18 protein-coding genes and 1 pseudogene are annotated in these 22,795 nt (G+C 69.8%); 16 read left to right on the top strand and 3 right to left on the bottom strand.

The annotated features are described in order from the left end of the window. Positions 1–4: 4 nt before the first annotated feature. Both AB0E85_RS11950 and AB0E85_RS11945 read right to left on the bottom strand, forming a co-directional pair. Positions 5–316 carry a PASTA domain-containing protein gene (locus AB0E85_RS11950; protein ID WP_361925175.1) on the bottom strand — a complete coding sequence of 104 codons (312 nt, stop codon included), beginning with the start codon at positions 314–316 and terminating at the stop codon, positions 5–7. A 110-nt stretch (positions 317–426) separates the two neighbouring features. Further along, positions 427–950: pseudogene (locus AB0E85_RS11945) on the bottom strand (GNAT family N-acetyltransferase). Positions 951–1,050: 100 nt separating this feature from the next. On the opposite strand from AB0E85_RS11945, the gene AB0E85_RS11940 reads away from it, so the two are divergent. Then, a complete protein-coding gene (locus AB0E85_RS11940; RefSeq protein WP_142160740.1) occupies positions 1,051–2,343 on the top strand; it encodes a geranylgeranyl reductase family protein in 1,293 nt (430 codons plus the stop codon). A 431-nt stretch (positions 2,344–2,774) separates the two neighbouring features. On the opposite strand, the gene AB0E85_RS11935 is transcribed toward AB0E85_RS11940, so the two are convergent. Next, entirely contained in the window at positions 2,775–3,608 is an 834-nt protein-coding gene (locus AB0E85_RS11935; RefSeq protein ID WP_361925173.1) for a C40 family peptidase, read from the bottom strand. 724 nt (positions 3,609–4,332) lie between these two features. On the opposite strand from AB0E85_RS11935, the gene AB0E85_RS11930 reads away from it, so the two are divergent. The 15 genes from AB0E85_RS11930 to recQ all read left to right on the top strand — a co-directional run bounded on the left by AB0E85_RS11930 (position 4,333) and on the right by recQ (position 22,790). Beyond that, positions 4,333–4,692 carry an NADH-quinone oxidoreductase subunit A gene (locus tag AB0E85_RS11930; protein ID WP_003974383.1) on the top strand — a complete coding sequence of 120 codons (360 nt, stop codon included), beginning with the start codon at positions 4,333–4,335 and terminating at the stop codon, positions 4,690–4,692. 13 nt (positions 4,693–4,705) lie between these two features. After that, on the top strand, positions 4,706–5,260 hold the full coding sequence (locus AB0E85_RS11925; protein ID WP_007383964.1) for an NADH-quinone oxidoreductase subunit B: 555 nt from the start codon (positions 4,706–4,708) through the stop codon (positions 5,258–5,260). Further along, positions 5,257–6,009: an NADH-quinone oxidoreductase subunit C gene (locus AB0E85_RS11920; RefSeq protein WP_361925171.1), complete on the top strand. Its 753-nt coding sequence runs from the start codon at positions 5,257–5,259 to the stop codon at positions 6,007–6,009. Before AB0E85_RS11925 ends, AB0E85_RS11920 begins: the two co-directional genes overlap by 4 nt. After that, a complete protein-coding gene (locus AB0E85_RS11915; protein ID WP_361925169.1) occupies positions 6,006–7,328 on the top strand; it encodes an NADH-quinone oxidoreductase subunit D in 1,323 nt (440 codons plus the stop codon). The genes AB0E85_RS11920 and AB0E85_RS11915 overlap by 4 nt, the downstream gene beginning before the upstream one ends. Continuing rightward, positions 7,325–8,185 carry an NADH-quinone oxidoreductase subunit NuoE gene (gene nuoE, locus AB0E85_RS11910; RefSeq protein WP_361925167.1) on the top strand — a complete coding sequence of 287 codons (861 nt, stop codon included), beginning with the start codon at positions 7,325–7,327 and terminating at the stop codon, positions 8,183–8,185. Before AB0E85_RS11915 ends, nuoE begins: the two co-directional genes overlap by 4 nt. Then, positions 8,182–9,531, top strand: a complete 1,350-nt coding sequence (gene nuoF, locus AB0E85_RS11905) for an NADH-quinone oxidoreductase subunit NuoF (protein ID WP_361925165.1) — start codon at positions 8,182–8,184, stop codon at positions 9,529–9,531. The genes nuoE and nuoF overlap by 4 nt, the downstream gene beginning before the upstream one ends. After that, positions 9,528–12,032, top strand: a complete 2,505-nt coding sequence (locus tag AB0E85_RS11900; RefSeq protein ID WP_361925163.1) for an NADH-quinone oxidoreductase subunit G — start codon at positions 9,528–9,530, stop codon at positions 12,030–12,032. The genes nuoF and AB0E85_RS11900 overlap by 4 nt, the downstream gene beginning before the upstream one ends. 20 nt (positions 12,033–12,052) lie before the next feature. Further along, entirely contained in the window at positions 12,053–13,429 is a 1,377-nt protein-coding gene (gene nuoH, locus AB0E85_RS11895; protein WP_361925354.1) for an NADH-quinone oxidoreductase subunit NuoH, read from the top strand. Then, complete coding sequence (nuoI, locus tag AB0E85_RS11890) at positions 13,422–14,087, top strand: NADH-quinone oxidoreductase subunit NuoI (protein WP_184559151.1); 666 nt, start codon at positions 13,422–13,424, stop codon at positions 14,085–14,087. Before nuoH ends, nuoI begins: the two co-directional genes overlap by 8 nt. Beyond that, complete coding sequence (locus AB0E85_RS11885; RefSeq protein ID WP_361925161.1) at positions 14,084–14,926, top strand: NADH-quinone oxidoreductase subunit J; 843 nt, start codon at positions 14,084–14,086, stop codon at positions 14,924–14,926. Before nuoI ends, AB0E85_RS11885 begins: the two co-directional genes overlap by 4 nt. Beyond that, positions 14,923–15,222, top strand: coding sequence for an NADH-quinone oxidoreductase subunit NuoK (nuoK, locus tag AB0E85_RS11880; RefSeq protein WP_003992252.1), 300 nt, complete (start codon positions 14,923–14,925; stop codon positions 15,220–15,222). The genes AB0E85_RS11885 and nuoK overlap by 4 nt, the downstream gene beginning before the upstream one ends. Positions 15,223–15,237: 15 nt before the next feature. Beyond that, positions 15,238–17,202, top strand: coding sequence for an NADH-quinone oxidoreductase subunit L (gene nuoL / locus AB0E85_RS11875; protein ID WP_361925159.1), 1,965 nt, complete (start codon positions 15,238–15,240; stop codon positions 17,200–17,202). A gap of 5 nt (positions 17,203–17,207) precedes the next feature. After that, positions 17,208–18,779 carry an NADH-quinone oxidoreductase subunit M gene (locus AB0E85_RS11870; RefSeq protein WP_361925157.1) on the top strand — a complete coding sequence of 524 codons (1,572 nt, stop codon included), beginning with the start codon at positions 17,208–17,210 and terminating at the stop codon, positions 18,777–18,779. Then, positions 18,776–20,425 carry an NADH-quinone oxidoreductase subunit NuoN gene (nuoN, locus tag AB0E85_RS11865; protein WP_184559159.1) on the top strand — a complete coding sequence of 550 codons (1,650 nt, stop codon included), beginning with the start codon at positions 18,776–18,778 and terminating at the stop codon, positions 20,423–20,425. Before AB0E85_RS11870 ends, nuoN begins: the two co-directional genes overlap by 4 nt. Positions 20,426–20,579: 154 nt before the next feature. Beyond that, positions 20,580–22,790, top strand: a complete 2,211-nt coding sequence (recQ, locus tag AB0E85_RS11860; protein ID WP_361925155.1) for a DNA helicase RecQ — start codon at positions 20,580–20,582, stop codon at positions 22,788–22,790. Positions 22,791–22,795 lie beyond the last annotated feature (5 nt).

Below are 22,795 nucleotides of genomic sequence, written 5' to 3'. Positions count from 1 at the left end.
GGTCCTAGGGCGAGCTGAGGACCATGTAGGGGTCGCCCGGCTCGTCCAGCTCGCGCTGGAGACCGCCCCGGGGCGGTCGCGGGATCCGCGGTTCGTGCACGCCCCCGCCGCCCTCACCGGGACCGAAGTCGAACCACACGTAGACCATCGAGTCCCGCGGCACCTCGGCCCCGGGCTGCGGGTACTGGCGTACGACGTAGTCGACGACGGGGGGAGCCGGCCCGGGCCGGTCCGGCGCGGTGAGCAGGAGCCCCTGCGCCCGGGCCGTCTCGCGCGCGTCCACGGCCATCAGGCCGACCAGACGTGGTACGCGCACTTCGGGTGTCTTGCGGGATATGTGCACAGATGTCACCCCCAGCGGTACAGGAAGGGTAACTCCCGCCCCGTACCGACCGGAAGCGACAGATGTCTTTCTGTGACAGTCGACTACGCTGCGTCAGCGTCTCGGAGGTCGAGCCGGTAGCAGTGCCCCGCCCGCTGCGAAGCCGGGGTCGTGAAGGTCTGGGCGAGGCGCACCCGAGGCGCTGGGTCACCGCGATGGACCGGCTGTTGCGGGCGTCGACCATCGCGACGACCCCCGGGACGCCACGCGCCCGCATCCGCTCCAGCGTCTGCCGCGCGGCCGCGGTGACGTAGCCCTTGCCCCAGTGCTGACGGCCCAGCCGCCAGCCGATCTCGATCTCCCCGGCCGGGCCCCAGGACCGCTCCCACGGCTGGGCGCCCGTGAAGCCGATGACCTGCTCCGACGCGTCGAGCACGGTCCACAGGCAGAAGCCCAGCTCCGCGTCGTGCCGGCGCTGGCGGGCGGTGAGCTCCTCGTAGACCGAGAGCTCCGCGGCCCTGCCGCCCTGGAACTCCATGACGGCCGGGTCGTCGAAGATCCGGTGCCAGACGATCGCGTCCTCGTGAGTGGGGACGCGCAGCCGCACAGCGGGGAGAACTCGATTCACGAAGGCAGCCCTTCAGCCGGGTGATGAATGCTGCTGCATAGACTGCCCATGTCCAGTGCCGGTCGGCACGCAAGATTGACGAACTTGGGGAGATCCCGCCGTGACCGTCGTGACCGAGCCCCTCTCCGAGAACACCGCCGATGTGATCGTCGTGGGCGCGGGGCCGGCCGGCTCCACCACCGCCTACCACCTCGCCAAGGCCGGACTCGACGTCCTCCTGCTGGAGAAGACCGAGTTCCCCCGCGAGAAGGTCTGCGGCGACGGCCTCACCCCGCGTGCCGTCAAGCAGCTCGTGGCGATGGGCATCGACATCTCGGAGGAGGCCGGCTGGCTCCGCAACAAGGGCCTGCGCATCATCGGCGGCGGTGTGCGGCTCCAGCTCGACTGGCCGGATCTCGCCTCCTTCCCCGACTACGGCCTCGTCCGCAAGCGCGACGACTTCGACGAGCAGCTCGCCCGGCAGGCGCAGAAGGCCGGCGCCCGGCTCTTCGAGCGGTGCAACGTGGGCGCGCCGATCCTCGACGAGCGCACGGGCCGTATCACCGGGGTGCACGCCAAGCTCGGCGAGGAGAAGCGCGAGGTCACCTTCCGCGCTCCACTGGTCGTCGCCGCCGACGGCAACTCCACACGGCTGTCCCTGGCGATGGGCCTGCACCGCCGTGAGGACCGCCCGATGGGCGTGGCGGTGCGCACGTACTTCACCAGCCCGCGCCACGAGGACGACTACCTGGAGTCCTGGCTGGAGCTGTGGGACCGCCGCGGCGCCGAGGACCGCCTGCTGCCGGGCTACGGCTGGATCTTCGGCATGGGCGACGGCACGTCCAACGTCGGCCTGGGCGTGCTCAACACCTCCGACTCCTTCAAGGAACTGGACTGGCGCGAGGTGCTGAAGGCCTGGTGCGCGTCCATGCCGGAGGACTGGGGCTACACCCCGGACAACATGACCGGCCCGATCCGCGGCGCCGCCCTGCCGATGGCCTTCAACCGCCAGCCGCACTACACCAAGGGCCTGCTGCTCGTCGGCGACGCCGGTGGCCTGGTGAACCCCTTCAACGGCGAGGGCATCGCCTACGCCATGGAGTCCGGCCAGATCGCCGCCGACGTCATCGTCCAGGCCCACGCCCGGCCGACCCCCGCGAGCCGCGAACTGGCCCTCCAGCGCTACCCGCGCGTCCTGAAGGACACCTACGGCGGCTACTACACGCTCGGCCGCGCCTTCGTGAAGCTCATCGGCAACCCGAAGGTCATGCAGATCGCCGCCCAGCGCGGTCTCACACACCCGATGCTGATGAAGTTCACCCTGAAGCTCCTCGCGAACCTCACCGACCCGACGGGCGGCGACGCGATGGACCGCATCATCAACGGGCTGAGCAGGGTGGCACCCAAGGCCTGAGCCGCCCGAGCGGCGCCGGGCGGCCCGAGCGGCGCCAGGCGGTCCGAGCGGCGCCGGGCGGCCCGAGCGGGGCCGGCGCCCGGGCGGGCGGAGACTGGGAAGGCCCCTCGCGAGAGCGGGGGGCCTTTCGCATGCTTCACGGGCCGTCGTGCACGAACACCCGCGGGCTGGCCCCGGCCTGGCTCGCCGCGCCGTCAACACCACACCAAGTCGGGAAAATTCGGGCGCATGGTGGGGGAGCGGCCGGTGCGCACGGGCCGGCCGCAGTGCCGGATGGGCTCAGGAAGGGCTCTGAAGGGCCCTGGAGGGCTTCGGTGGTGGGCCGAGGGGATATCGGGGCCGGGCCCCCGGACAGGCCGGGAGGGCCGTTGCCTCGTCGTGGCAGCGGCCCTCGAGCCCGTGTGAGCGGACGAGTCGGACGACGCGTGACGTCAGAGGACGCGCACCGCGCCCGACGCCGGGTAGCCCGACAGGTCCTGGATGACGACACCCTTGGACGGGTTGGCCGCGTCGAGGTACTGGCCGTTCCCGATGTAGACACCCACGTGGTACGCGGAGCCCTTGCCGCCCCAGTACAGGATGTCGCCGACCTGGACGCTGGACAGCGGCACGTCCGTGCCGGCCATCGACTGGTCCTGCGAGACACGCGGCAGGTCCACACCAACCTGCTTGTACGCGGCCTGCACGAGGGAGGAGCAGTCCCAGGCGTTGGGACCGGTGGCGCCCATGACGTAGGCGTCGCCCACCTGGGCCTTGAGGAACGCGATGACCGTCGCGACGCTGCCGCTGGCGGGCGCCGACACCGACGTGGAGGCGGACGCGGAGGCGGACAGGGTGGCGCGCTCGGTGCTGCGGTTGGCGCGCTCGGCGGCGGCCTTGCGGGCGGCCTCGGCGGCCTCCTTCTTGGCCTCCGCCTTCTTCTTCGCCTCGGCGAGGTCCTTCTTGGCCTCCGCCGCGGCCTTGGCGGCGGCGGCGTCACGCTCGGCGCGCAGTTCGTAGTTCGCGGCGGCCTGCTGGGTGGCGGCCGCGGACTGGGCGACCTGAGCGGACAGGTCGGCCGTCAGGGTGGGCAGTTCGATGGTCTGCGTCACCGGCTCGGCGGCGCTCGCCGAGGCCGACGCACCAGCCGCTGCCATGCTGAGAACGCCACCGGCAACGCCGGCGCGCAGGGCGATCGAAGAGGTCGCGCTGCGGCGGGGTTTCCGGTGGCTGCGTATGTGAGCGGTGTGGGACATGGGAATAACCGGTACCAGGGGCTCCTTCATATCTTCAAGAAACGTGTGCTGCGCCACAGTTACTCAATCGGGCCCTCAAAACCCCCGAACGAGGCCCTTTATTGACGCCGTAACGGACATTGCGGGCGCGCCGTGACCGGCCTGTGATCACGGTGTTTGATCAATACGCCCGAATTGCCCCGCGCCTACCATCGGTTGGCTTGATTGGCCAAGCCCCGTTCTCATGGATCTCTCACCCATGTGACGGGGATCACGGAACGGTTGGGCCGGAGGTCGCGTCCCGGCGCGTAGATCACGGGCGGGTCACGGGCTCGCGAAGATCGTGAACGCGTGCACGCGTCCACACCTCGCCCCACACGCCCTCTGATGTGTGAACGGGCCTCTATCAAGAGATCAAGCCCATCGCCAATTTGCATGCAAGAGAACCCTCTTGATATTGAGACGACCCCTCCGGCCTGCGCTGACGAGCCAAAATGTCACCTCTCGTGATCACACGGACGCTTCGCGTGTGAAGATCACCGCTCATCCGACTTCATGATCGATCGTCAGGTGGTGGAGATCACAAAGCTTGTGCAATACCCCGTGTCGCAGATCACAGAGCGTCGGGCATAAGATGCACGCGGTTGGGCTTGTGACCTGCTTCACATGTTCCCGATCTTCGCCGGGGCGGGCGGGGTTCGAGGGACGGGTGGGGCGGATGTGAGCCCGATGCAATCCGCCAGCAGTCAGTGCCGACTGAGAGGAGCGAGGAGCGGTGAACGCTTATGCGCCCATCCTCGTACTGGGAGCCCTCGGGGCAGGCTTTGCGATCTTCTCCGTGGTCATGGCCACGTTGATCGGGCCCAAGCGGTACAACCGGGCCAAGCTCGAGGCCTACGAGTGCGGCATCGAGCCGACCCCCACGCCGGCCGGCGGCGGGCGCTTCCCGATCAAGTACTACCTGACGGCGATGCTCTTCATCATTTTCGATATCGAGATCGTCTTCCTCTACCCCTGGGCCGTCACCTTCGACGCCCTGGGGATCTTCGGGCTCGTGGAGATGCTGCTCTTCGTGCTCACCGTCTTCGTCGCGTACGCGTACGTATGGCGGCGCGGCGGCCTGGAATGGGACTGAGGGGCCACACGTCATGGGACTCGAAGAAAAGCTGCCGAGCGGCTTCCTGCTGACCACCGTCGAGCAGGCCGCGGGCTGGGTGCGCAAGGCGTCGGTCTTCCCCGCCACGTTCGGCCTCGCCTGTTGTGCCATCGAGATGATGACCACCGGAGCCGGCCGCTACGACCTGGCGCGCTTCGGCATGGAGGTCTTCCGCGGCTCACCCCGCCAGGCGGACCTGATGATCGTCGCCGGCCGGGTGAGCCAGAAGATGGCGCCGGTGCTCCGGCAGGTCTACGACCAGATGCCGAACCCCAAGTGGGTGATCTCCATGGGGGTCTGCGCCTCCTCGGGCGGCATGTTCAACAACTACGCCATCGTCCAGGGCGTCGACCACATCGTGCCGGTCGACATCTACCTCCCCGGCTGCCCGCCCCGGCCGGAGATGCTGATGGACGCGATCCTCAAGCTCCACCAGAAGATCCAGTCCTCCAAGCTCGGCGTGAACGCCGAGGAAGCGGCCCGCGAGGCGGAGGAGGCGGCGCTCAAGGCCCTGCCCACGATCGAGATGAAGGGGCTGCTGCGGTGAGCGACGCGAACGGCACCAACGGTGCGAACGGGGTCAACCCCGAGAAGGACCTCTCTGCGGAGAACCTCCCCGGCCAGCGCGGCCAGGGCGGCGAGGAGATCCGCGTCCAGCGCGGCATGTTCGGCGCCGACAACGGCGGAGACACCACCGGTTACGGCGGCCTGGTCCGCTCGGTCCGGCTCCCGGGACCGGCGGCCCGCCCGTACGGCGGCTGGTTCGACGAGGTGGCCGACGAACTCGAAGGCGCGCTGGAGGAGCAGGGCCTGCTCCCGGACAACGCCATCGAGAAGACGGTCGTCGACCGCGACGAACTGACCTTCCACATCGAGCGCGAGCACCTGGTGCTGGTCGCCCGCACCCTGCGCGACGACCCGGCCCTGCGCTTCGAGCTGTGCACCGGCGTCAGCGGCGTGCACTACCCGAACGACAAGGGCCGCGAGCTGCACGCCGTCTACCACCTGCGCTCGATCACCCACAACCGGGTGATCCGCCTGGAGGTCAGCGCCCCCGACAGCGACCCGCACATCCCGTCGCTGGTCGAGGTCTATCCGACGAACGACTGGCACGAGCGCGAGACGTACGACTTCTTCGGAATCGTCTTCGACGGCCACCCCGCCCTGACGCGGATCATGATGCCGGACGACTGGCAGGGCTTCCCGCAGCGCAAGGACTACCCCCTCGGCGGCATCCCCGTCGAGTACAAGGGCGCCCAGATCCCGGCTCCGGACCAGCGGAGGTCGTACTCATGAGCACCTCGCACGCCTCTCCTCGCGAGACCACCGAGGGCACCGTCTACACCGTCACCGGCGGCGACTGGGACGAGGTCGTCCAGTCCGCGGCCCGTGCCGACGACGAGCGCATCGTCGTCAACATGGGCCCCCAGCACCCGTCCACCCACGGCGTGCTCCGCCTGATCCTGGAGATCGAGGGCGAGACCGTCACCGAAGCCCGCTGCGGAATCGGTTACCTGCACACCGGCATCGAGAAGAACCTCGAATACCGGACGTGGACGCAGGGCACCACGTTCGTGACGCGCATGGACTACCTCACGCCGTTCTTCAACGAGACGGCGTACTGCCTCGGTGTCGAGAAGCTCCTCGGCATCGAGGACCAGATCCCGGACCGCGCCTCGATCATCCGCGTGCTCCTCATGGAGCTGAACCGGCTCTCCTCCCACCTGGTGTGCATCGCCACCGGCGGCATGGAGCTGGGCGCGACCACGATCATGATCTACGGCTTTCGTGATCGTGAACTCATTCTCGATATCTACGAGCTGATCACCGGCCTGCGGATGAACCACGCGTACATCCGCCCCGGCGGACTCGCCCAGGACCTGCCGCCCGGCGCGGTGGACCAGATCCGCGAGTTCGTGAAGAAGATGAAGAAGAACCTCCCGGAGTACGACAAGCTCGCCACCGGGAACCCCATCTTCAAGGCGCGCATGCAGGACGTCGGCTACCTCGACCTGGCCGGCTGCATGGCCCTCGGCGCGACGGGCCCGATCCTGCGCTCCACGGGCCTGCCGCACGACCTGCGCAAGGCCCAGCCGTACTGCGGTTACGAGACCTACGACTTCGAGATCCCGACCGCGGACACCTGCGACTCCTACGGCCGCTTCCTGATCCGGCTGGAGGAGATGCGCCAGTCCCTCCGGATCGTCGAGCAGTGCCTGGACCGGCTCCAGCCCGGCCCGGTCATGGTCGCCGACAAGAAGATCGCCTGGCCCGCGCAGCTCGCCCTGGGCCCCGACGGGCTCGGTAACTCCCTCGACCACATCAAGAAGATCATGGGCACCTCCATGGAGGCCCTGATCCACCACTTCAAGCTGGTCACCGAGGGCTTCCGCGTGCCGCCGGGACAGGCGTACGCGGCGGTCGAGTCGCCCAAGGGCGAACTCGGGGTGCACGTCGTCTCCGACGGCGGCACCCGCCCCTACCGGGTCCACTTCCGGGACCCGTCCTTCACCAACCTTCAGGCCATGGCGGCGATGTGCGAGGGCGGCCAGGTCGCCGACGTCATCGTCGCCGTCGCGTCCATCGACCCCGTGATGGGAGGCGTCGACCGGTGACCACATCGTCTTCCGAGCGGGGCGTCAGCCTGGGCATGCCCGAACTGCCCGCACCCGCCTACCCGGACGACGTCCGGGCCCGTCTGGAGACGGACGCGCGCGAGGTCATCGCCCGCTACCCGGACTCCCGGTCCGCCCTCCTGCCGCTGCTGCACCTCGTGCAGTCCGAGGAGGGCCATGTCACGCGTACCGGCATGCAGTTCTGCGCGGACGTGCTCGGCCTGACCACGGCCGAGGTCACCGCCGTCGCCACCTTCTACACCATGTACCGCCGCCGCCCGAGCGGTGACTACCAGGTGGGGGTGTGCACCAACACCCTGTGCGCCGTCATGGGCGGCGACGCGATCTTCGAGGAGCTCCAGGAGCACCTCGGCGTCGGCAACGGCGAGACCACCGGGGACGGCAAGGTCACCCTGGAGCACATCGAGTGCAACGCGGCCTGCGACTTCGCGCCGGTCGTGATGGTCAACTGGGAGTTCTTCGACAACCAGACCCCGGACAGCGCCAAGAGCCTCGTCGACGACCTGCGCGCGGGACGGCCGGTGACGCCCACCCGCGGGGCGCGCATGTGCACCTTCAAGGAGACCGCCCGGGTCCTGGCCGGCTTCCCCGACGAGCGGGAGGGGGCCGTGGAGTCCGGAGGGAGCGCGGGGCCCGCCTCCCTGGTCGGCCTGAAGCTCGCCAAGGGCGAGACGTCCTCCGCGCGCGTGGTGCACCCGCGCGGCGAGGCGGCCCGCACGGCGGCGCCGCACGAGCCCTCACCGTCGGAGCACCTGAGCTCTCACGACGCGCCGCAGGACACATCGGCCTCCGACCCGGCCCACCCGGCCGGGCCCACCGCCGAGGAGGGGGAGTGATGACCTTGGCACCCGAGCTGAAAGACACGAGCCCCGAAAAGCTGCTCGCACCCGTGCTGTCGGCCTTCTGGGACGAGGACAAGTCCTGGACGCTGGACGTCTACCGGCGGCACGACGGGTACGAAGGGCTGCGCAAGGCGCTCGCCATGACGCCGGACGACCTGATCGCCTACGTCAAGGACTCCGGTCTGCGCGGACGCGGCGGCGCGGGATTCCCCACCGGGATGAAGTGGCAGTTCATTCCCCAGGGGGACGGCAAGCCGCACTATCTTGTTGTCAACGCCGACGAGTCGGAGCCGGGGACGTGCAAGGACATCCCGCTCCTCTTCGCGAACCCGCACAGCCTCATCGAGGGCATGATCATCGCGTGTTACGCCATCAGGTCGTCGCACGCCTTCATCTACCTGCGTGGTGAAGTCGTCCCCGTGCTGCGGCGGTTGCACTCCGCCGTGCGCGAGGCGTACGAGGCCGGCTTCCTCGGCGAGAACATCCTGGACAGCGGACTCGACCTCGACATCACCGTGCACGCGGGCGCGGGCGCGTACATCTGCGGTGAGGAGACCGCACTGCTCGACTCGCTCGAAGGCCGCCGGGGCCAGCCGCGGCTTCGTCCCCCCTTCCCTGCCGTCGCGGGCCTCTACGCGTGCCCGACTGTGGTGAACAACGTCGAATCGATCGCCTCGGTTCCCGCGATCCTCCAGCGGGGCAAGGAATGGTTCCGGTCGATGGGGAGTGAGAAGTCGCCCGGCTTCACGCTCTACTCCCTCTCCGGCCACGTCGCCAGCCCCGGCCAGTACGAGGCGCCGCTCGGGATCACACTCCGCCAGCTCCTCGACATGAGCGGCGGGATGCGCCCCGGGCACCGCCTCAAGTTCTGGACGCCGGGCGGCTCCTCCACCCCGATGTTCACCGACGAGCACCTCGACGTCCCCCTCGACTACGAAGGAGTGGGCGCCGCGGGTTCCATGCTCGGCACCAAAGCCCTCCAGTGCTTCGACGAGACGACCTGCGTGGTCCGTGCCGTCACCCGCTGGACGGAGTTCTACGCCCACGAGTCCTGCGGCAAGTGCACGCCCTGCCGCGAAGGGACCTACTGGCTCGTGCAGCTGCTGCGCGACATCGAGGCCGGCAAGGGACAGATGTCCGACCTCGACAAGCTGAACGACATCGCCGACAACATCAACGGCAAGTCCTTCTGCGCCCTCGGCGACGGCGCCGCCTCGCCGATCTTCTCCTCGCTGAAGTACTTCCGCGAGGAGTACGAGCAGCACATCACGGGCCGGGGCTGCCCCTTCGACCCGGCCAAGTCGACGGCCTGGGCCGACCGCACGGAGGTGACCGCATGACCGTGACCACCAACGCTCCCTCAGGCGGGGGAGAGGCGGCGGTCCCGCCGGAGGACCTCGTGTCGCTGACGATCGACGGCGCCGAGATCAGCGTGCCCAAGGGCACCCTGGTCATCCGGGCCGCCGAGCAGCTCGGCATCGAGATCCCCCGGTTCTGCGACCACCCCCTGCTCGACCCGGCCGGTGCCTGCCGCCAGTGCATCGTCGAGGTCGAGGGCCAGCGCAAGCCCATGGCGTCCTGCACCATCACCTGCACCGACGGGATGGTGGTCAAGACCCACCTCACCTCGCCGGTCGCCGAGAAGGCCCAGAAGGGTGTGATGGAGCTCCTGCTCATCAACCACCCGCTGGACTGCCCGGTCTGCGACAAGGGCGGCGAGTGCCCGCTGCAGAACCAGGCCATGTCGCACGGCGACGCCGACTCCCGCTTCGAGGGCCGCAAGCGGACCTACGAGAAGCCCGTCCCGATCTCCACGCAGGTGCTGCTCGACCGCGAGCGGTGCGTGCTGTGCGCCCGCTGCACCCGGTTCTCCAACCAGGTCGCGGGCGACCCGATGATCGAGCTGGTCGAGCGGGGCGCGCTCCAGCAGGTCGGCACCGGTGAGGGCGACCCGTTCGAGTCGTACTTCTCCGGCAACACCATCCAGATCTGCCCGGTCGGCGCGCTGACCTCGGCGGCGTACCGATTCCGCTCCCGCCCGTTCGACCTGGTCTCCTCGCCGTCGGTGTGCGAGCACTGCTCCGGCGGCTGCGCCACCCGTACCGACCACCGGCGCGGCAAGGTCATGCGGCGGCTCGCGGCGGACGACCCCGAGGTCAACGAGGAGTGGATCTGCGACAAGGGGCGGTTCGGGTTCCGGTACGCGCAGCAGCGCGACCGGCTGGACACGCCGCTGGTGCGCAACGCCGAGGGAGAGCTGGAGCCCGCCTCCTGGCCCGAGGCGCTGCAGATCGCGGCCCAGGGGCTGCTGGCCTCCCGGGGCCGCACCGGCGTCCTGACCGGCGGCCGCCTCACCGTCGAGGACGCCTACGCGTACAGCAAGTTCGCGCGCGTGGCCCTCGACACCAACGACATCGACTTCCGCGCGCGGGTGCACAGCAGCGAGGAGGCCGACTTCCTCGCCGCCCGGATCGCCGGGCGCGGCCGGGACCTCGACGGCACGGGCGTCACGTACACCGCGCTGGAGAAGGCACCGGCCGTCCTGCTGGTCGGCTTCGAGGCGGAGGAGGAGGCGCCCGGCGTCTTCCTGCGACTGCGCAAGGCCTGGCGCAAGCACGGGCAGCAGGTCTACTCCCTGGCCACGCACGCCACGCGCGGTCTGGAGAAGGCCGGTGGCACGCTGCTGCCGGCCGCTCCCGGCACCGAGACGGAGTGGTTGGACGCGCTCGCGAGCGGCGCCGGCCTGGAGGACGACGGCGCGCTCGCCGCCGAGGCGCTGCGCGCGGAGGGCGCGGTGATCGTCGTCGGTGAGCGGCTGGCCGCCGTGGCCGGCGGGCTCACCGCCGCCGCCCGTACGGCCTCCGCGACCGGCGCCCGGCTGGTGTGGATCCCGCGCCGGGCCGGGGAACGCGGTGCGATCGAGGCGGGCGCGCTGCCGTCGCTGCTGCCGGGCGGGCGCCCGGCCACCGACCCGCGCGCGCGGGACGAGGTCGCCTCCGTCTGGGGCGTCGCCGGTCTCCCGCACCGCTACGGCCGTGACACCGGCCAGATCGTGGAGGCAGCGGCGACCGGAGAGCTCCAGGCCCTGCTCGTGGCGGGCGTGGAGATCGCCGACCTGCCCGACCCGGCACGCGCGCGTGCGGCGCTGGACGAGGTGGGCTTCCTGGTCTCGCTGGAACTGCGGCCGAGCGAGATCAGCCGCAAGGCCGATGTCGTCCTGCCCGTGGCCGCGGTCGCCGAGAAGGCCGGCACCTTCCTCAACTGGGAAGGCCGCATCCGCTTCTTCGAGGCCGCGCTCAAGCCGGACCAGATGACCCGCCGCCCCTCGCCCACCGACGCGCGCGTGCTGCAGATGCTGGCCGACGCCATGGACGTCCACCTCGGACTGCCCGATCTGCGCACCGTGCGCGGCGAGATCGACCGGCTCGGCGCCTGGGACGGACCGCGGGCCGGCGAACCCCTGGAGACCGCGGCCGCACTGCCGCGGCCGGCCGCCGGGGAAGCCGTACTCGCGGGGCACCGGCTGCTGCTCGACCAGGGCGTCCTCCAGCAGGGCGACGAGGCGCTCGCCGGGACCCGGCACGCCGCACGCGCGCGGGTGTCGGCCCCCACGGCCGCCGAGGCGGGCGTCAAGGACGGCGACCTGCTCGCGGTGACCGGCCCGCGGGGAGTCGTGGAACTCCCGCTCCAGATCGGTGACATGCCCGACCGGGTGGTGTGGCTGCCGCTCAACTCCACCGGCGGCGGTGTCGCCTCCGACACCGGGGCGCGGCCCGGCTCCCTCGTCCGCATCGGCCCGGCGACGCTCGCCGGCGAGGCCCCCAAGGAGGTGGAGGCATGAGCCTTCAAGGAGGCGGCGGCATCAGCCCGTACCTCGCCGCGGAAGACCTCTCGATGTTCGGCACCGACCCCTGGTGGCTGGTCGTCATCAAGGCGGTGTTCTGCTTCGCCTTCCTGATGGTGACCGTGCTGGTCTCCATCGTCATGGAGCGCAAGGTCGTGGCCTGGATGCAGCTGCGCATCGGCCCCAACCGGCACGGCCCGTGGGGCATGCTCCAGTCGCTCGCCGACGGCATCAAGCTGATGCTGAAGGAAGACGTCATCGTCAAACGCGCGGACAAGGTCGTCTACGTACTCGCGCCGGTCATCGCGGCGATCCCGGCCTTCATGGCGATCGCGGTGATCCCCTTCGGTCCGGCCGGCAACGAGATCTCGATCTTCGGCCAGCGCACCACGATGCAGCTCACCGACCTGCCGATCGCGATGCTCTACATCCTCGCGGTCGCCTCGGTCGGCATCTACGGCATCGTGCTGGCGGGCTGGAGCTCCGGCTCGACCTACCCGCTGCTGGGCGGCCTGCGCTCCTGCGCGCAGATGATCTCCTACGAGATCGCGATGGGCGCCGCCTTCGCCTCCGTCTTCCTCTACTCGGGGTCGATGTCGACGTCGACCATCGTCGAGCAGCAGGCCGACCGCTGGTACATCGTGCTGCTGCCGGTCTCCTTCATCATCTACATCGTCACGATGGTCGGCGAGACCAACCGCGCCCCCTTCGACATGCCGGAGTCGGAGGGCGACCTGGTCGGCGGCTTCAACACCGAGTACTCGTCGATCAAGTTCGCGATGTTCATGCTCGCCGAGTACGTCAACATGGTGACCGTCTCGGCCGTCGCCACGACGCTGTTCCTCGGCGGCTGGCGGGCCCCCTGGCCCATCAGCACCTTCTGGGAAGGCGCCAATCACGGCTGGTGGCCGCTGCTGTGGTTCACGGTCAAGGTCCAGCTGCTGCTGTTCATGTTCATCTGGATCCGCGGCACTCTCCCGCGCGTCCGCTACGACCAGCTGATGAAGCTCGGCTGGAAGGTCCTCATCCCGGTCTCGCTGGTCTGGCTGATGCTCGTGGCGAGCGTGCGGGCCTTCCGCAACGAGGGCTACGACTTCGCCGACATCGCCCTCTACGTGGGCGGCGGCGTCCTCGCCCTGCTCCTGCTCTCCTTCGTCGCCGACATGTTCCGCGAGAAGGCCAAGAAGGCCGAACAGCCGGCCGAGACCCCGGCCGCCTTCGACTCGATGGCGGGCGGATTCCCCGTACCGCCGCTACCCGGACAGGAACTACCGCCGGTGCCGCGCCGCCGCTCGCGCCGTGAGCGGGAGCTGATTGTCAGTGGCGGGCCCGATACTCAGAGTGACGGATCTGTGGGCGGACCTACGGATGGAAAGGAGGCGTCCGATGGCTGAGGAACTCGAGCGTTCGAAGGCTGAGGAACCGAAGGACACCAAGCCCGGTTTCCAGAACCCCGTGGCCGGCTTCGGCGTGACCTTCAAGGCCATGTTCAAGAAGCGGCTGACCGAGCAGTACCCGGAGCAGCAGAAGACCACGGCTCCGCGCTTCCACGGACGGCACCAGCTCAACCGCCATCCGGACGGCCTGGAGAAGTGCGTCGGCTGTGAGCTGTGCGCCTGGGCCTGCCCCGCCGACGCGATCTACGTGGAGGGCGCGGACAACACCGACGAGGAGCGCTACTCGCCGGGCGAGCGGTACGGCCGCGTCTACCAGATCAACTACGCCCGCTGCATCCTGTGCGGCCTGTGCATCGAGGCCTGCCCCACCCGGGCGCTCACGATGACCAACGAGTTCGAGCTGGCCGACTCCAGCCGGGCCAACCTCATCTACACCAAGGAGCAGCTGCTCGCCGGTCTGGAGGAGGGGATGGTCGACTCGCCCCACGCCATCTACCCCGGCACGGACGAACAGGACTACTACCGGGGCCTGGTGACGGAGGCCGCGCCGGGCACCGAGCAGCAGGTCGCCCACTCCAAGGGCGAGGTCGTGCAGGAGGCCGACTCGACCTTCGGCGGGACGGAACCGGCCTCGGGGAAGGTGGCCGGCCGATGACCACCCAGCTCGCCGCCTACTCCACCTCCACCGGAGAGGCCGTCCAGTTCTGGATCCTCGGCACCGTCGCGGTGATCGGCGCCCTGTGCACCATCCTGATGAAGCGGGCCGTGCACAGCGCGCTCTGCCTCGCCGGGACCATGATCATCCTGGCGGTGTTCTATCTCGCCAACGGCGCCTACTTCCTGGGCGTCGTCCAGATCGTCGTCTACACCGGCGCGATCATGATGCTGTTCCTGTTCGTGGTGATGCTCGTCGGTGTCACGGCGGCGGACTCCCTGAAGGAGACCATCAAGGGCCAGCGCTGGCTGGCCGCGCTGTGCGGCCTCGGCTTCGGCGTCCTGCTGGTCGCCGGGATCGGCAACGCGTCCCTGACGGAGTTCAACGGCATCGGCCAGGCGAACGCCGGGGGCAACGTGGAGGGCCTCGCCGCCCTCCTCTTCACCAAGTACGTCTTCGCGTTCGAGATCACCGGCGCCCTGCTCATCACGGCCGCCGTCGGCGCCATGGTGCTCACGCACCGCGAACGCACCGAGCGCGCCAAGACGCAACGGGAACTCGCCGAGGAGCGCGTGCGCGAGGGCAAGCAACTGCCGCCCCTGCCGGCCCCCGGTGTCTACGCCCGGCACAACGCGGTCGACATCGCGGGCCTGCTGCCCGACGGCACCCCATCCGACCTCACCGTCAGCAAGACCCTGCGTGACCGCGGCCAGATCCGCGACGTGTCGCGGGAGGCGCTCAACGACCTCAAGGCCCTGGAGCAGCGGTCCGAGGAGCGTCTTGAGCGCAGGGCGGTCGGGCCGGCGAAGTTCCAGCGGTCCGAGGAGGCGTCGAAGTGAACCCCGTCAACTACCTGTACCTCGCGGCCCTGTTGTTCACGATCGGCGCCACCGGCGTGCTGATCAGGCGCAACGCGATCGTCGTGTTCATGTGCATCGAGCTGATGCTCAACGCCTGCAACCTCGCGTTCGTCGCCTTCTCCCGGATGCACGGCAACCTCGACGGCCAGATCATCGCCTTCTTCACGATGGTCGTCGCCGCCGCCGAGGTCGTGGTCGGGCTCGCGATCATCGTGTCCCTGTTCCGTGCCCGCCACTCGGCCTCGGTCGACGACGCCAGCCTGATGAAGCTGTAAGGGGTCGGAAGAATCGTGGAGAACCTCATTGCGCTGCTGGTGGCGGCGCCCCTGCTCGGAGCGGCGGTCCTGCTGTGCGGCGGTCGGCGGCTGGACGCCGTCGGCCACTGGCTCGGCACCCTGCTCGCGGCCGTCTCCTTCGTGCTCGGCCTGGTGCTGTTCACCGACATGCTCGGCCGGGACGCCGAGAGCCGTGTCCTGAGCCAGCACCTGTTCAGCTGGATCCCGGTCGAGGGCTTCCAGGCGGACGTCGCCTTCCAGCTCGACCAGCTGTCCATGACGTTCGTGCTGCTGATCACGGGCGTCGGATCGCTGATCCACCTGTACTCGATCGGGTACATGGAGCACGACGAGCGGCGCCGCCGCTTCTTCGGCTATCTGAACCTGTTCCTCGCGGCGATGCTGATCCTCGTCCTCGCCGACAACTACCTGCTGCTGTACGTCGGCTGGGAGGGCGTCGGTCTCGCCTCCTACCTGCTGATCGGCTTCTGGCAGCACAAGCCCAGCGCCGCCACGGCCGCGAAGAAGGCCTTCCTGGTCAACCGCGTCGGCGACATGGGCCTGTCCATCGCGATCATGCTGATGTTCCTGTGGTTCGGCACCTTCGCCTTCGGGCCGGTGCTCGGCGACCACGGTGAGGCCGGGCTCGCCGGTGCCGCCGGTGAGGACAAGCTGACCGCGATCGCGCTGATGCTGCTTCTCGCCGCCTGCGGCAAGTCCGCACAGGTGCCGCTTCAGTCCTGGCTCGGGGACGCGATGGAGGGCCCGACCCCGGTCTCGGCCCTCATCCACGCCGCGACCATGGTGACGGCGGGCGTCTACCTGATCGTCCGCTCCGCGGCCGTCTTCAACGGCGCCCCGGACGCGCAGCTGGTCGTCACCATCGTCGGCGCGGTCACGCTCCTGTTCGGTGCGATCGTCGGTTGCGCGAAGGACGACATCAAGAAGGCGCTGGCCGGTTCGACCATGTCGCAGATCGGCTACATGATCCTCGCCGCCGGCCTCGGCCCCATCGGCTACGTCTTCGCGATCATGCACCTGGTGACGCACGGCTTCTTCAAGGCCGGGCTGTTCCTCGGCGCCGGTTCGGTCATGCACGGCATGAACGACGAGGTCGACATGCGCCGCTACGGCGGCCTGCGCAAGTACATGCCGGTCACCTTCGTCACCTTCGGCCTCGGCTACCTGGCCATCATCGGTTTCCCGGGCCTGTCCGGCTTCTTCTCCAAGGACAAGATCATCGAGGCGGCGTTCGCCAAGGGCGGCACCGAGGGCTGGATCCTCGGCGCCTGCGCCCTGCTCGGCGCGGCCATCACGGCGTTCTACATGACGCGCGTGATGCTGATGACGTTCTTCGGCGAGGAGCGCTGGCGCAACGCCCCGACGCCGTCCCCGGCCGAGCCGAGCGCGGAGCCCGCCGCCGAGACGCGTGGCGAGTACACCCCGCCGCATCCGCACGAGTCGCCCAAGGTCATGACGGTCCCGATGATCGTGCTGGCCGTCGGATCGGTGGCGGGCGGCGCGTTCTTCAGCATCGGCGACCGGTTCATGCACTGGCTGGAGCCGGTGACCGGGCACAGCCACGGCAACCCGCCGATCAGCGCGGGCGTGGTCACCGGCGCGACCGTCGCCTGCATGATCATCGGCGTCGCCATCGCCTGGGCCCAGTACGGCCGCCGCCCGGTCCCGGCCGTCGCCCCGCGCGGCTCGCTGCTCACCCGGGCCGCCCGCCGCGACCTGCTCCAGGACGACTTCAACCACGTCGTCCTGGTGCGCGGCGGCGAGCACCTCACGCGGTCCCTGGTCTATGTCGACCACACCCTGGTCGACGGCGTCGTCAACGGCACGGCGGCCTCGGTCGGCGGCCTCTCCGGGCGGATGCGCAAGCTGCAGAACGGCTTCGCCCGCTCCTACGCGGTCTCGATGTTCGGGGGTGCGGCGGTCATCGTCGCCGCGACCCTGCTGATGAGGGCGGTCTGATACCGATGTCCTTTCCTCTGCTGACAGTGACGGCGGCGCTCCCGGCCGTCGGGGCGATCGCCACCGCCGCCGTACCGGCCGCGAAGCGCACCGCGGCCAAGTGGCTGGCGCTGCTCTTCTCGCTCGCCACGCTCGCCCTGGCGATCGTCGTCCTGGTGCGTTTCGACCCGGGCGGCGACCGCTACCAGCTCACCGAGTCCCACGCCTGGATCGCCGACTTCGGCGTCCGCTACGAACTGGGCGTGGACGGCATCGGGGTGGCGCTGATCGCGCTGACCGCCCTGCTGATCCCCTTCATCATCCTCGCGGGCTGGCACGACGCCGACCCCCTGGAGACCGGCAGCAGCCGGTGGCGGCCGACGCAGGGCTTCTTCGCCCTGATCCTCGCCGTCGAGGCGATGGTGATCCTCTCCTTCGAGGCCACCGACGTCTTCCTCTTCTACATCTTCTTCGAAGCCATGCTGATCCCGATGTACTTCCTCATCGGCGGCTTCGGGGACCGTGCCCACGAGCACGGCGAGAAGGCGGCGGCGACGCAACGCTCGTACGCCGCGGTGAAGTTCCTCCTCTACAACCTGGTCGGCGGTCTGATCATGCTGGCCGCGGTGATCGGCCTCTACGTGGTCGCCGGGAACTTCTCGCTCCAGGAGATCGCCGAGGCCCGCGCCAACGGCACGCTCGACATGGCGACCAACACCGAACGCTGGCTGTTCCTCGGCTTCTTCTTCGCGTTCGCGGTGAAGGCGCCGCTGTGGCCGCTGCACACCTGGCTGCCCAACGCCATGCAGGAGTCCACCGCCCCGGTCGCCGTGCTCATCACGGCGGTCGTCGACAAGGTGGGCACCTTCGCGATGCTCCGCTTCTGCCTCCAGCTCTTCCCGGAGGCCAGCAAGTGGGCCACGCCCGCGATCCTCGTCCTGGCCCTGATCAGCATCATCTACGGGGCGCTGCTCGCGGTCGGCCAGCGGGACATCAAGCGGCTGGTGGCGTACGCGTCGATCTCCCACTTCGGCTTCATCATCATGGGCATCTTCGCGATGACCAGCCAGGGGCAGTCCGGCGCGACGCTCTACATGATCAACCACGGCATCTCGACGGCCGCGCTGATGCTGGTGGCGGGCTTCCTGATCTCGCGGCGCGGCTCGCGGCTCATCGCCGACTACGGCGGAGTCCAGAAGGTCGCCCCGGTGCTCGCCGGCACGTTCCTGATCGGCAGCCTCGCGACGCTGTCGCTGCCCGGGCTCGCGCCGTTCGTCAGTGAGTTCCTGGTCCTGGTCGGCACGTTCACGCGCTATCCGGTGATCGGCATCATCGCCACCTTCGGCATCGTCCTCGCCGCGCTCTACACCCTCGTCCTCTACCAGCGGACGATGACGGGCCCGGTGAAACCGGAGGTCTCCGCGATGCCGGACCTCCGGGTCCGTGAGCTCGTGGTCGTCGCCCCGCTGGTCGTCCTGCTGATCTTCCTGGGCGTCTACCCGAAGCCCCTCACGCAGATCATCGACCCGGCGGTCAAACAGACCATGTCCGACGTACAGAAGAAGGACCCCCAGCCCGAGGTGGAGGCGGCCAAGTGAGCGCAACAGCCGTCCACAGCCTGTGGACAACCGCGGCCGATCCGATCACCAAGATCGACGCACCGAAGTTCGAGTACGGCCAGTTGTCGCCGACCCTGATCGTCGTCGGCGCGGCGATCATCGGGATCCTGATCGAGGCGTTCGTCCCGCGAAAGTCTCGCTACTACGCCCAGATGTTCGTGTCCGTCGTCGCGCTCGCCGCCGCGTTCGCCGCGGTCGTGGCCCTCGCGGCCGACGGCTACGGCACGACCAAGGCGCGCATCGCGGCCATGGGCGCGATCGCCGTCGACGGGCCCGCCCTGTTCCTCCAGGGCACGATCCTGCTGGCGGCGCTGGTGGGCCTGTTCACCTTCGCCGAGCGGCGCCTCGACCCGGTGGTGCACGGCAACCGCGTCGACTCCTTCGCCGCGCAGGCCGCGTCCGTGCCGGGCAGTGAGAGCGAGAAGGCCGCGGTCAAGGCCGGGTTCACCACCACCGAGGTGTTCCCGCTGCTGATGTTCGCCGTCGCCGGCATGCTGATCTTCCCGGCGGCCAACGACCTGCTGACGCTGTTCGTGGCGCTGGAGGTCCTCTCCCTGCCGCTGTACCTGCTGTGCGCGCTGGCCCGCCGCAAGCGGCTCATGTCACAGGAAGCGGCGGTCAAGTACTTCCTGCTCGGCGCCTTCGCCTCCGCGTTCACCCTGTTCGGCATCGCGCTGCTCTACGGCTACGCGGGCTCGATGTCGTACGCGACGATCGCGCAGGTCGTCGACGGCACCGTGCAGGACGTCAACCCGGCGCTCGCCGACACCATGGGCAACGACGCGCTGCTGCTGATCGGCGCCGCGCTGCTGGTGATGGGCCTGCTGTTCAAGGTGGGCGCGGTGCCGTTCCACATGTGGACCCCGGACGTCTACCAGGGCGCCCCGACCCCGGTGACCGGGTTCATGGCGGCGGCGACGAAGGTCGCGGCGTTCGGCGCGCTGCTGCGACTGCTGTACGTGGTGCTGCCGGGCCTGCGCTGGGACTGGCGGCCGGTCATGTGGGCCGTGGCCATCGTCACGATGCTGGGCGGTGCGATCGTCGCGATCACACAGACCGACATCAAGCGGCTGCTGGCGTACTCGTCGATCGCGCACGCCGGGTTCATCCTCGCGGGCGTCATCGCGACCACGCCCGACGGCGTCTCGTCGGTGCTGTTCTACCTGGCGGCGTACTCGTTCGTGACGATCGGCGCCTTCGCGGTGGTGACCCTGGTCCGTGACGCGGGCGGCGAGGCGACGCACCTGTCCAAGTGGGCCGGCCTCGGGCGCAGGTCCCCGCTGGTGGCGGCGGTGTTCGCGGTGTTCCTGCTGGCCTTCGCGGGCATTCCGCTGACGTCCGGCTTCGCCGGGAAGTTCGCCGTGTTCAAGGCGGCGGCCGAGGGTGGGGCCGCCCCGCTCGTCGTCATCGGTGTGATCTCGTCGGCGATCGCGGCGTTCTTCTACATCCGCGTCATCGTGCTGATGTTCTTCAGCGAGCCGCGGCCGGAGGGCCCGACGGTGGCCGTGCCGTCGCCGCTGACGATGACGGCGATCGGCGTGGGCGTGGCGGTCACGCTGGTGCTCGGTGTGGCGCCGCAGTACTTCCTGGATCTGGCGGGGCAGGCGGGGGTGTTCGTGCGCTGACGCCCCTGGTTGGGGCCCGGTCTCCTTCGGGGGCCGGGCCCCACGGCATTCCGGCACGCAGCTGTACGGCCGAGCCGTGTCGAACGTATGTACGCGCAATGCCTTCACCAGGCGGGACCTGTGGATAACTCCGGGGCTGTCGGTGTGGGCGCCTATGGTGGACGCAGTGGTCGAGGCGCGACGCACGGGGGACGCAACGATGGGCGCGACGGGCGGGACGGGTGTGATGACGGAACTGGACGCGGTGACCGGGACGGAGGCGATCGGGACCGAGGCGATCGGGACCGGGGCGGCCGGGACCGGGGCGGCCGGGACCGGGGCGGCCGGGACCGGGGCGGGCCGCGCTCCCGCAGGGCCCCTCGGCGCCGACGCGAGCGAGGCGCTGACCGCGCTGCACCGGGTCTTCGGCTACGACGCCTTCCGCGGCGAGCAGGAAGCCGTCATCGAGCATGTCGTGGCGGGCGGCGACGCCGTCGTGCTCATGCCGACCGGCGGCGGCAAGTCGCTGTGCTACCAGATCCCGTCCCTGGTCAGGCCGGGCACGGGCGTGGTCGTCTCGCCGCTGATCGCCCTGATGCAGGACCAGGTGGACGCACTGCGGGCGCTGGGTGTGCGGGCCGGCTTCATGAACTCCACGCAGGACTTCGACGAGCGGCGGATGGTCGAGGCCGAGTTCCTCGCCGGCGAGCTGGACCTGCTGTATCTGGCGCCGGAGCGGCTGCGGCTGGAGAGCACGCTCGATCTGCTCTCCCGCGGCAAGATCTCCCTCTTCGCGATCGACGAGGCGCACTGCGTCTCCCAGTGGGGCCACGACTTCCGCCCCGACTATCTGGCGCTGTCCCTCCTCGGTGAGCGCTGGCCGGACGTGCCGCGCATCGCACTGACGGCGACGGCCACGCACGCGACGCACCAGGAGATCACCCAGCGGCTGAACATGCCGACGGCCCGCCACTTCGTGGCGAGCTTCGACCGGCCCAACATCCAGTACCGGATCGTGCCCAAGGCGGACCCGAAGAAGCAGCTGCTGAGCTTCCTGCGCGAGGAGCACGCGGGCGACGCGGGCATCGTCTACTGCCTGTCGCGCAACTCGGTGGAGAAGACCGCCGAGTTCCTCAGCCGCAACGGCATCGAAGCGGTGCCGTACCACGCCGGCCTGGACGCGGGCACGCGCGCGGCCCACCAGTCCCGCTTCCTGCGGGAGGACGGCTTGGTCGTGGTGGCGACCATCGCCTTCGGCATGGGCATCGACAAGCCGGACGTCCGCTTCGTCGCCCACCTCGACCTGCCCAAGTCGGTCGAGGGCTACTACCAGGAGACGGGCCGGGCCGGCCGCGACGGGCTGCCCTCGACGGCCTGGATGGCCTACGGGCTGAACGACGTCATCCAGCAGCGCAAGCTGATCCAGTCAGGCGAGGGTGACGAGGCCTTCCGGCGCCGGGCCCAGGCCCACCTGGACTCGATGCTGGCGCTGTGCGAGACGGCCCGGTGCCGCCGGGGCCAGCTGCTCGCCTACTTCGGCCAGGACCCGGACGCGTCGGGCTGCGGCAACTGCGACACGTGCCTGACCCCGCCGGAGACCTGGGACGGCACGATCGCGGCGCAGAAGGCGCTGTCGACGGTCGTCCGGTTGCAGCGGGAGCGCGGTCAGAAGTTCGGCGCGGTGCAGATCGTCGACATCCTGCTGGGGAAGCGGACCGCCAAGGTCATCCAGTTCGACCACGACCAGCTGTCCGTGTTCGGCATCGGCGAGGAGCTGACCGAGGCCGAATGGCGGGGCGTCATAAGGCAGTTGCTCGCCCAGGGGCTGCTCGCGGTGGAGGGGGAGTACGGCACGCTGGTGCTGACCGAGGCCAGCGGGGCGGTGCTGCGGCGGGAGCGGGACGTGCCGCTGCGCAAGGAGCCGAAGAAGCCGGTGACCTCCCGGTCGGGATCCTCGTCCGCCGGGTCCGGGCGGGGCGAGCGCAAGGGCAAGGCTGTCGCCGCCGAGCTGCCCGAGGAACTGCTTCCGGCCTTCGAGGCACTGCGCGCCTGGCGCGCCGAGCAGGCCCGTGAGCAGGGCGTCCCGGCGTACGTGATCTTCCACGATGCCACCCTGCGGGAGATCGCCACGGTGTGGCCGGCATCGGTGGGGGAGCTCGGCGGGATCAGTGGGGTCGGTGAGAAGAAGCTGACGACGTACGGCGAGGGTGTGCTGGAGGTTCTCGCCTCGCTGGGTGGGCCGGCAGGCCCCGCTCCCGCGGGCGACTCGCCCTCGGCCCGGACAGCGTCCGGCCAGGAGGCGGCTCACCCCGCCGGTCAGGACGCGGGCGAGCCGGACCACTGGCCGGAGATGGACGAGGAGCCGGAGCCCGACGACTGGATATAGGGCCG

Source organism: Streptomyces sp. NPDC029044, assembly GCF_040637495.1.
GTDB lineage: Bacteria > Actinomycetota > Actinomycetes > Streptomycetales > Streptomycetaceae > Streptomyces.
This window is presented reverse-complemented; position numbering and strand designations above follow the sequence as displayed.

Bases quoted from the DNA above. Each gene is read 5' to 3' on its own strand.
- AB0E85_RS11935 (WP_361925173.1), bottom strand. From the start codon at position 3,608: ATGAAGGAGCCCCTGGTACCGGTTATTCCCATGTCCCACACCGCTCAC.
- AB0E85_RS11925 (WP_007383964.1), top strand. From the start codon at position 4,706: ATGGGACTCGAAGAAAAGCTGCCGAGCGGCTTCCTGCTGACCACCGTC.
- AB0E85_RS11915 (WP_361925169.1), top strand. From the start codon at position 6,006: ATGAGCACCTCGCACGCCTCTCCTCGCGAGACCACCGAGGGCACCGTC.
- AB0E85_RS11900 (WP_361925163.1), top strand. From the start codon at position 9,528: ATGACCGTGACCACCAACGCTCCCTCAGGCGGGGGAGAGGCGGCGGTC.
- nuoI (WP_184559151.1), top strand. From the start codon at position 13,422: ATGGCTGAGGAACTCGAGCGTTCGAAGGCTGAGGAACCGAAGGACACC.
- AB0E85_RS11885 (WP_361925161.1), top strand. From the start codon at position 14,084: ATGACCACCCAGCTCGCCGCCTACTCCACCTCCACCGGAGAGGCCGTC.
- AB0E85_RS11870 (WP_361925157.1), top strand. From the start codon at position 17,208: ATGTCCTTTCCTCTGCTGACAGTGACGGCGGCGCTCCCGGCCGTCGGG.
- recQ (WP_361925155.1), top strand. From the start codon at position 20,580: ATGGTGGACGCAGTGGTCGAGGCGCGACGCACGGGGGACGCAACGATG.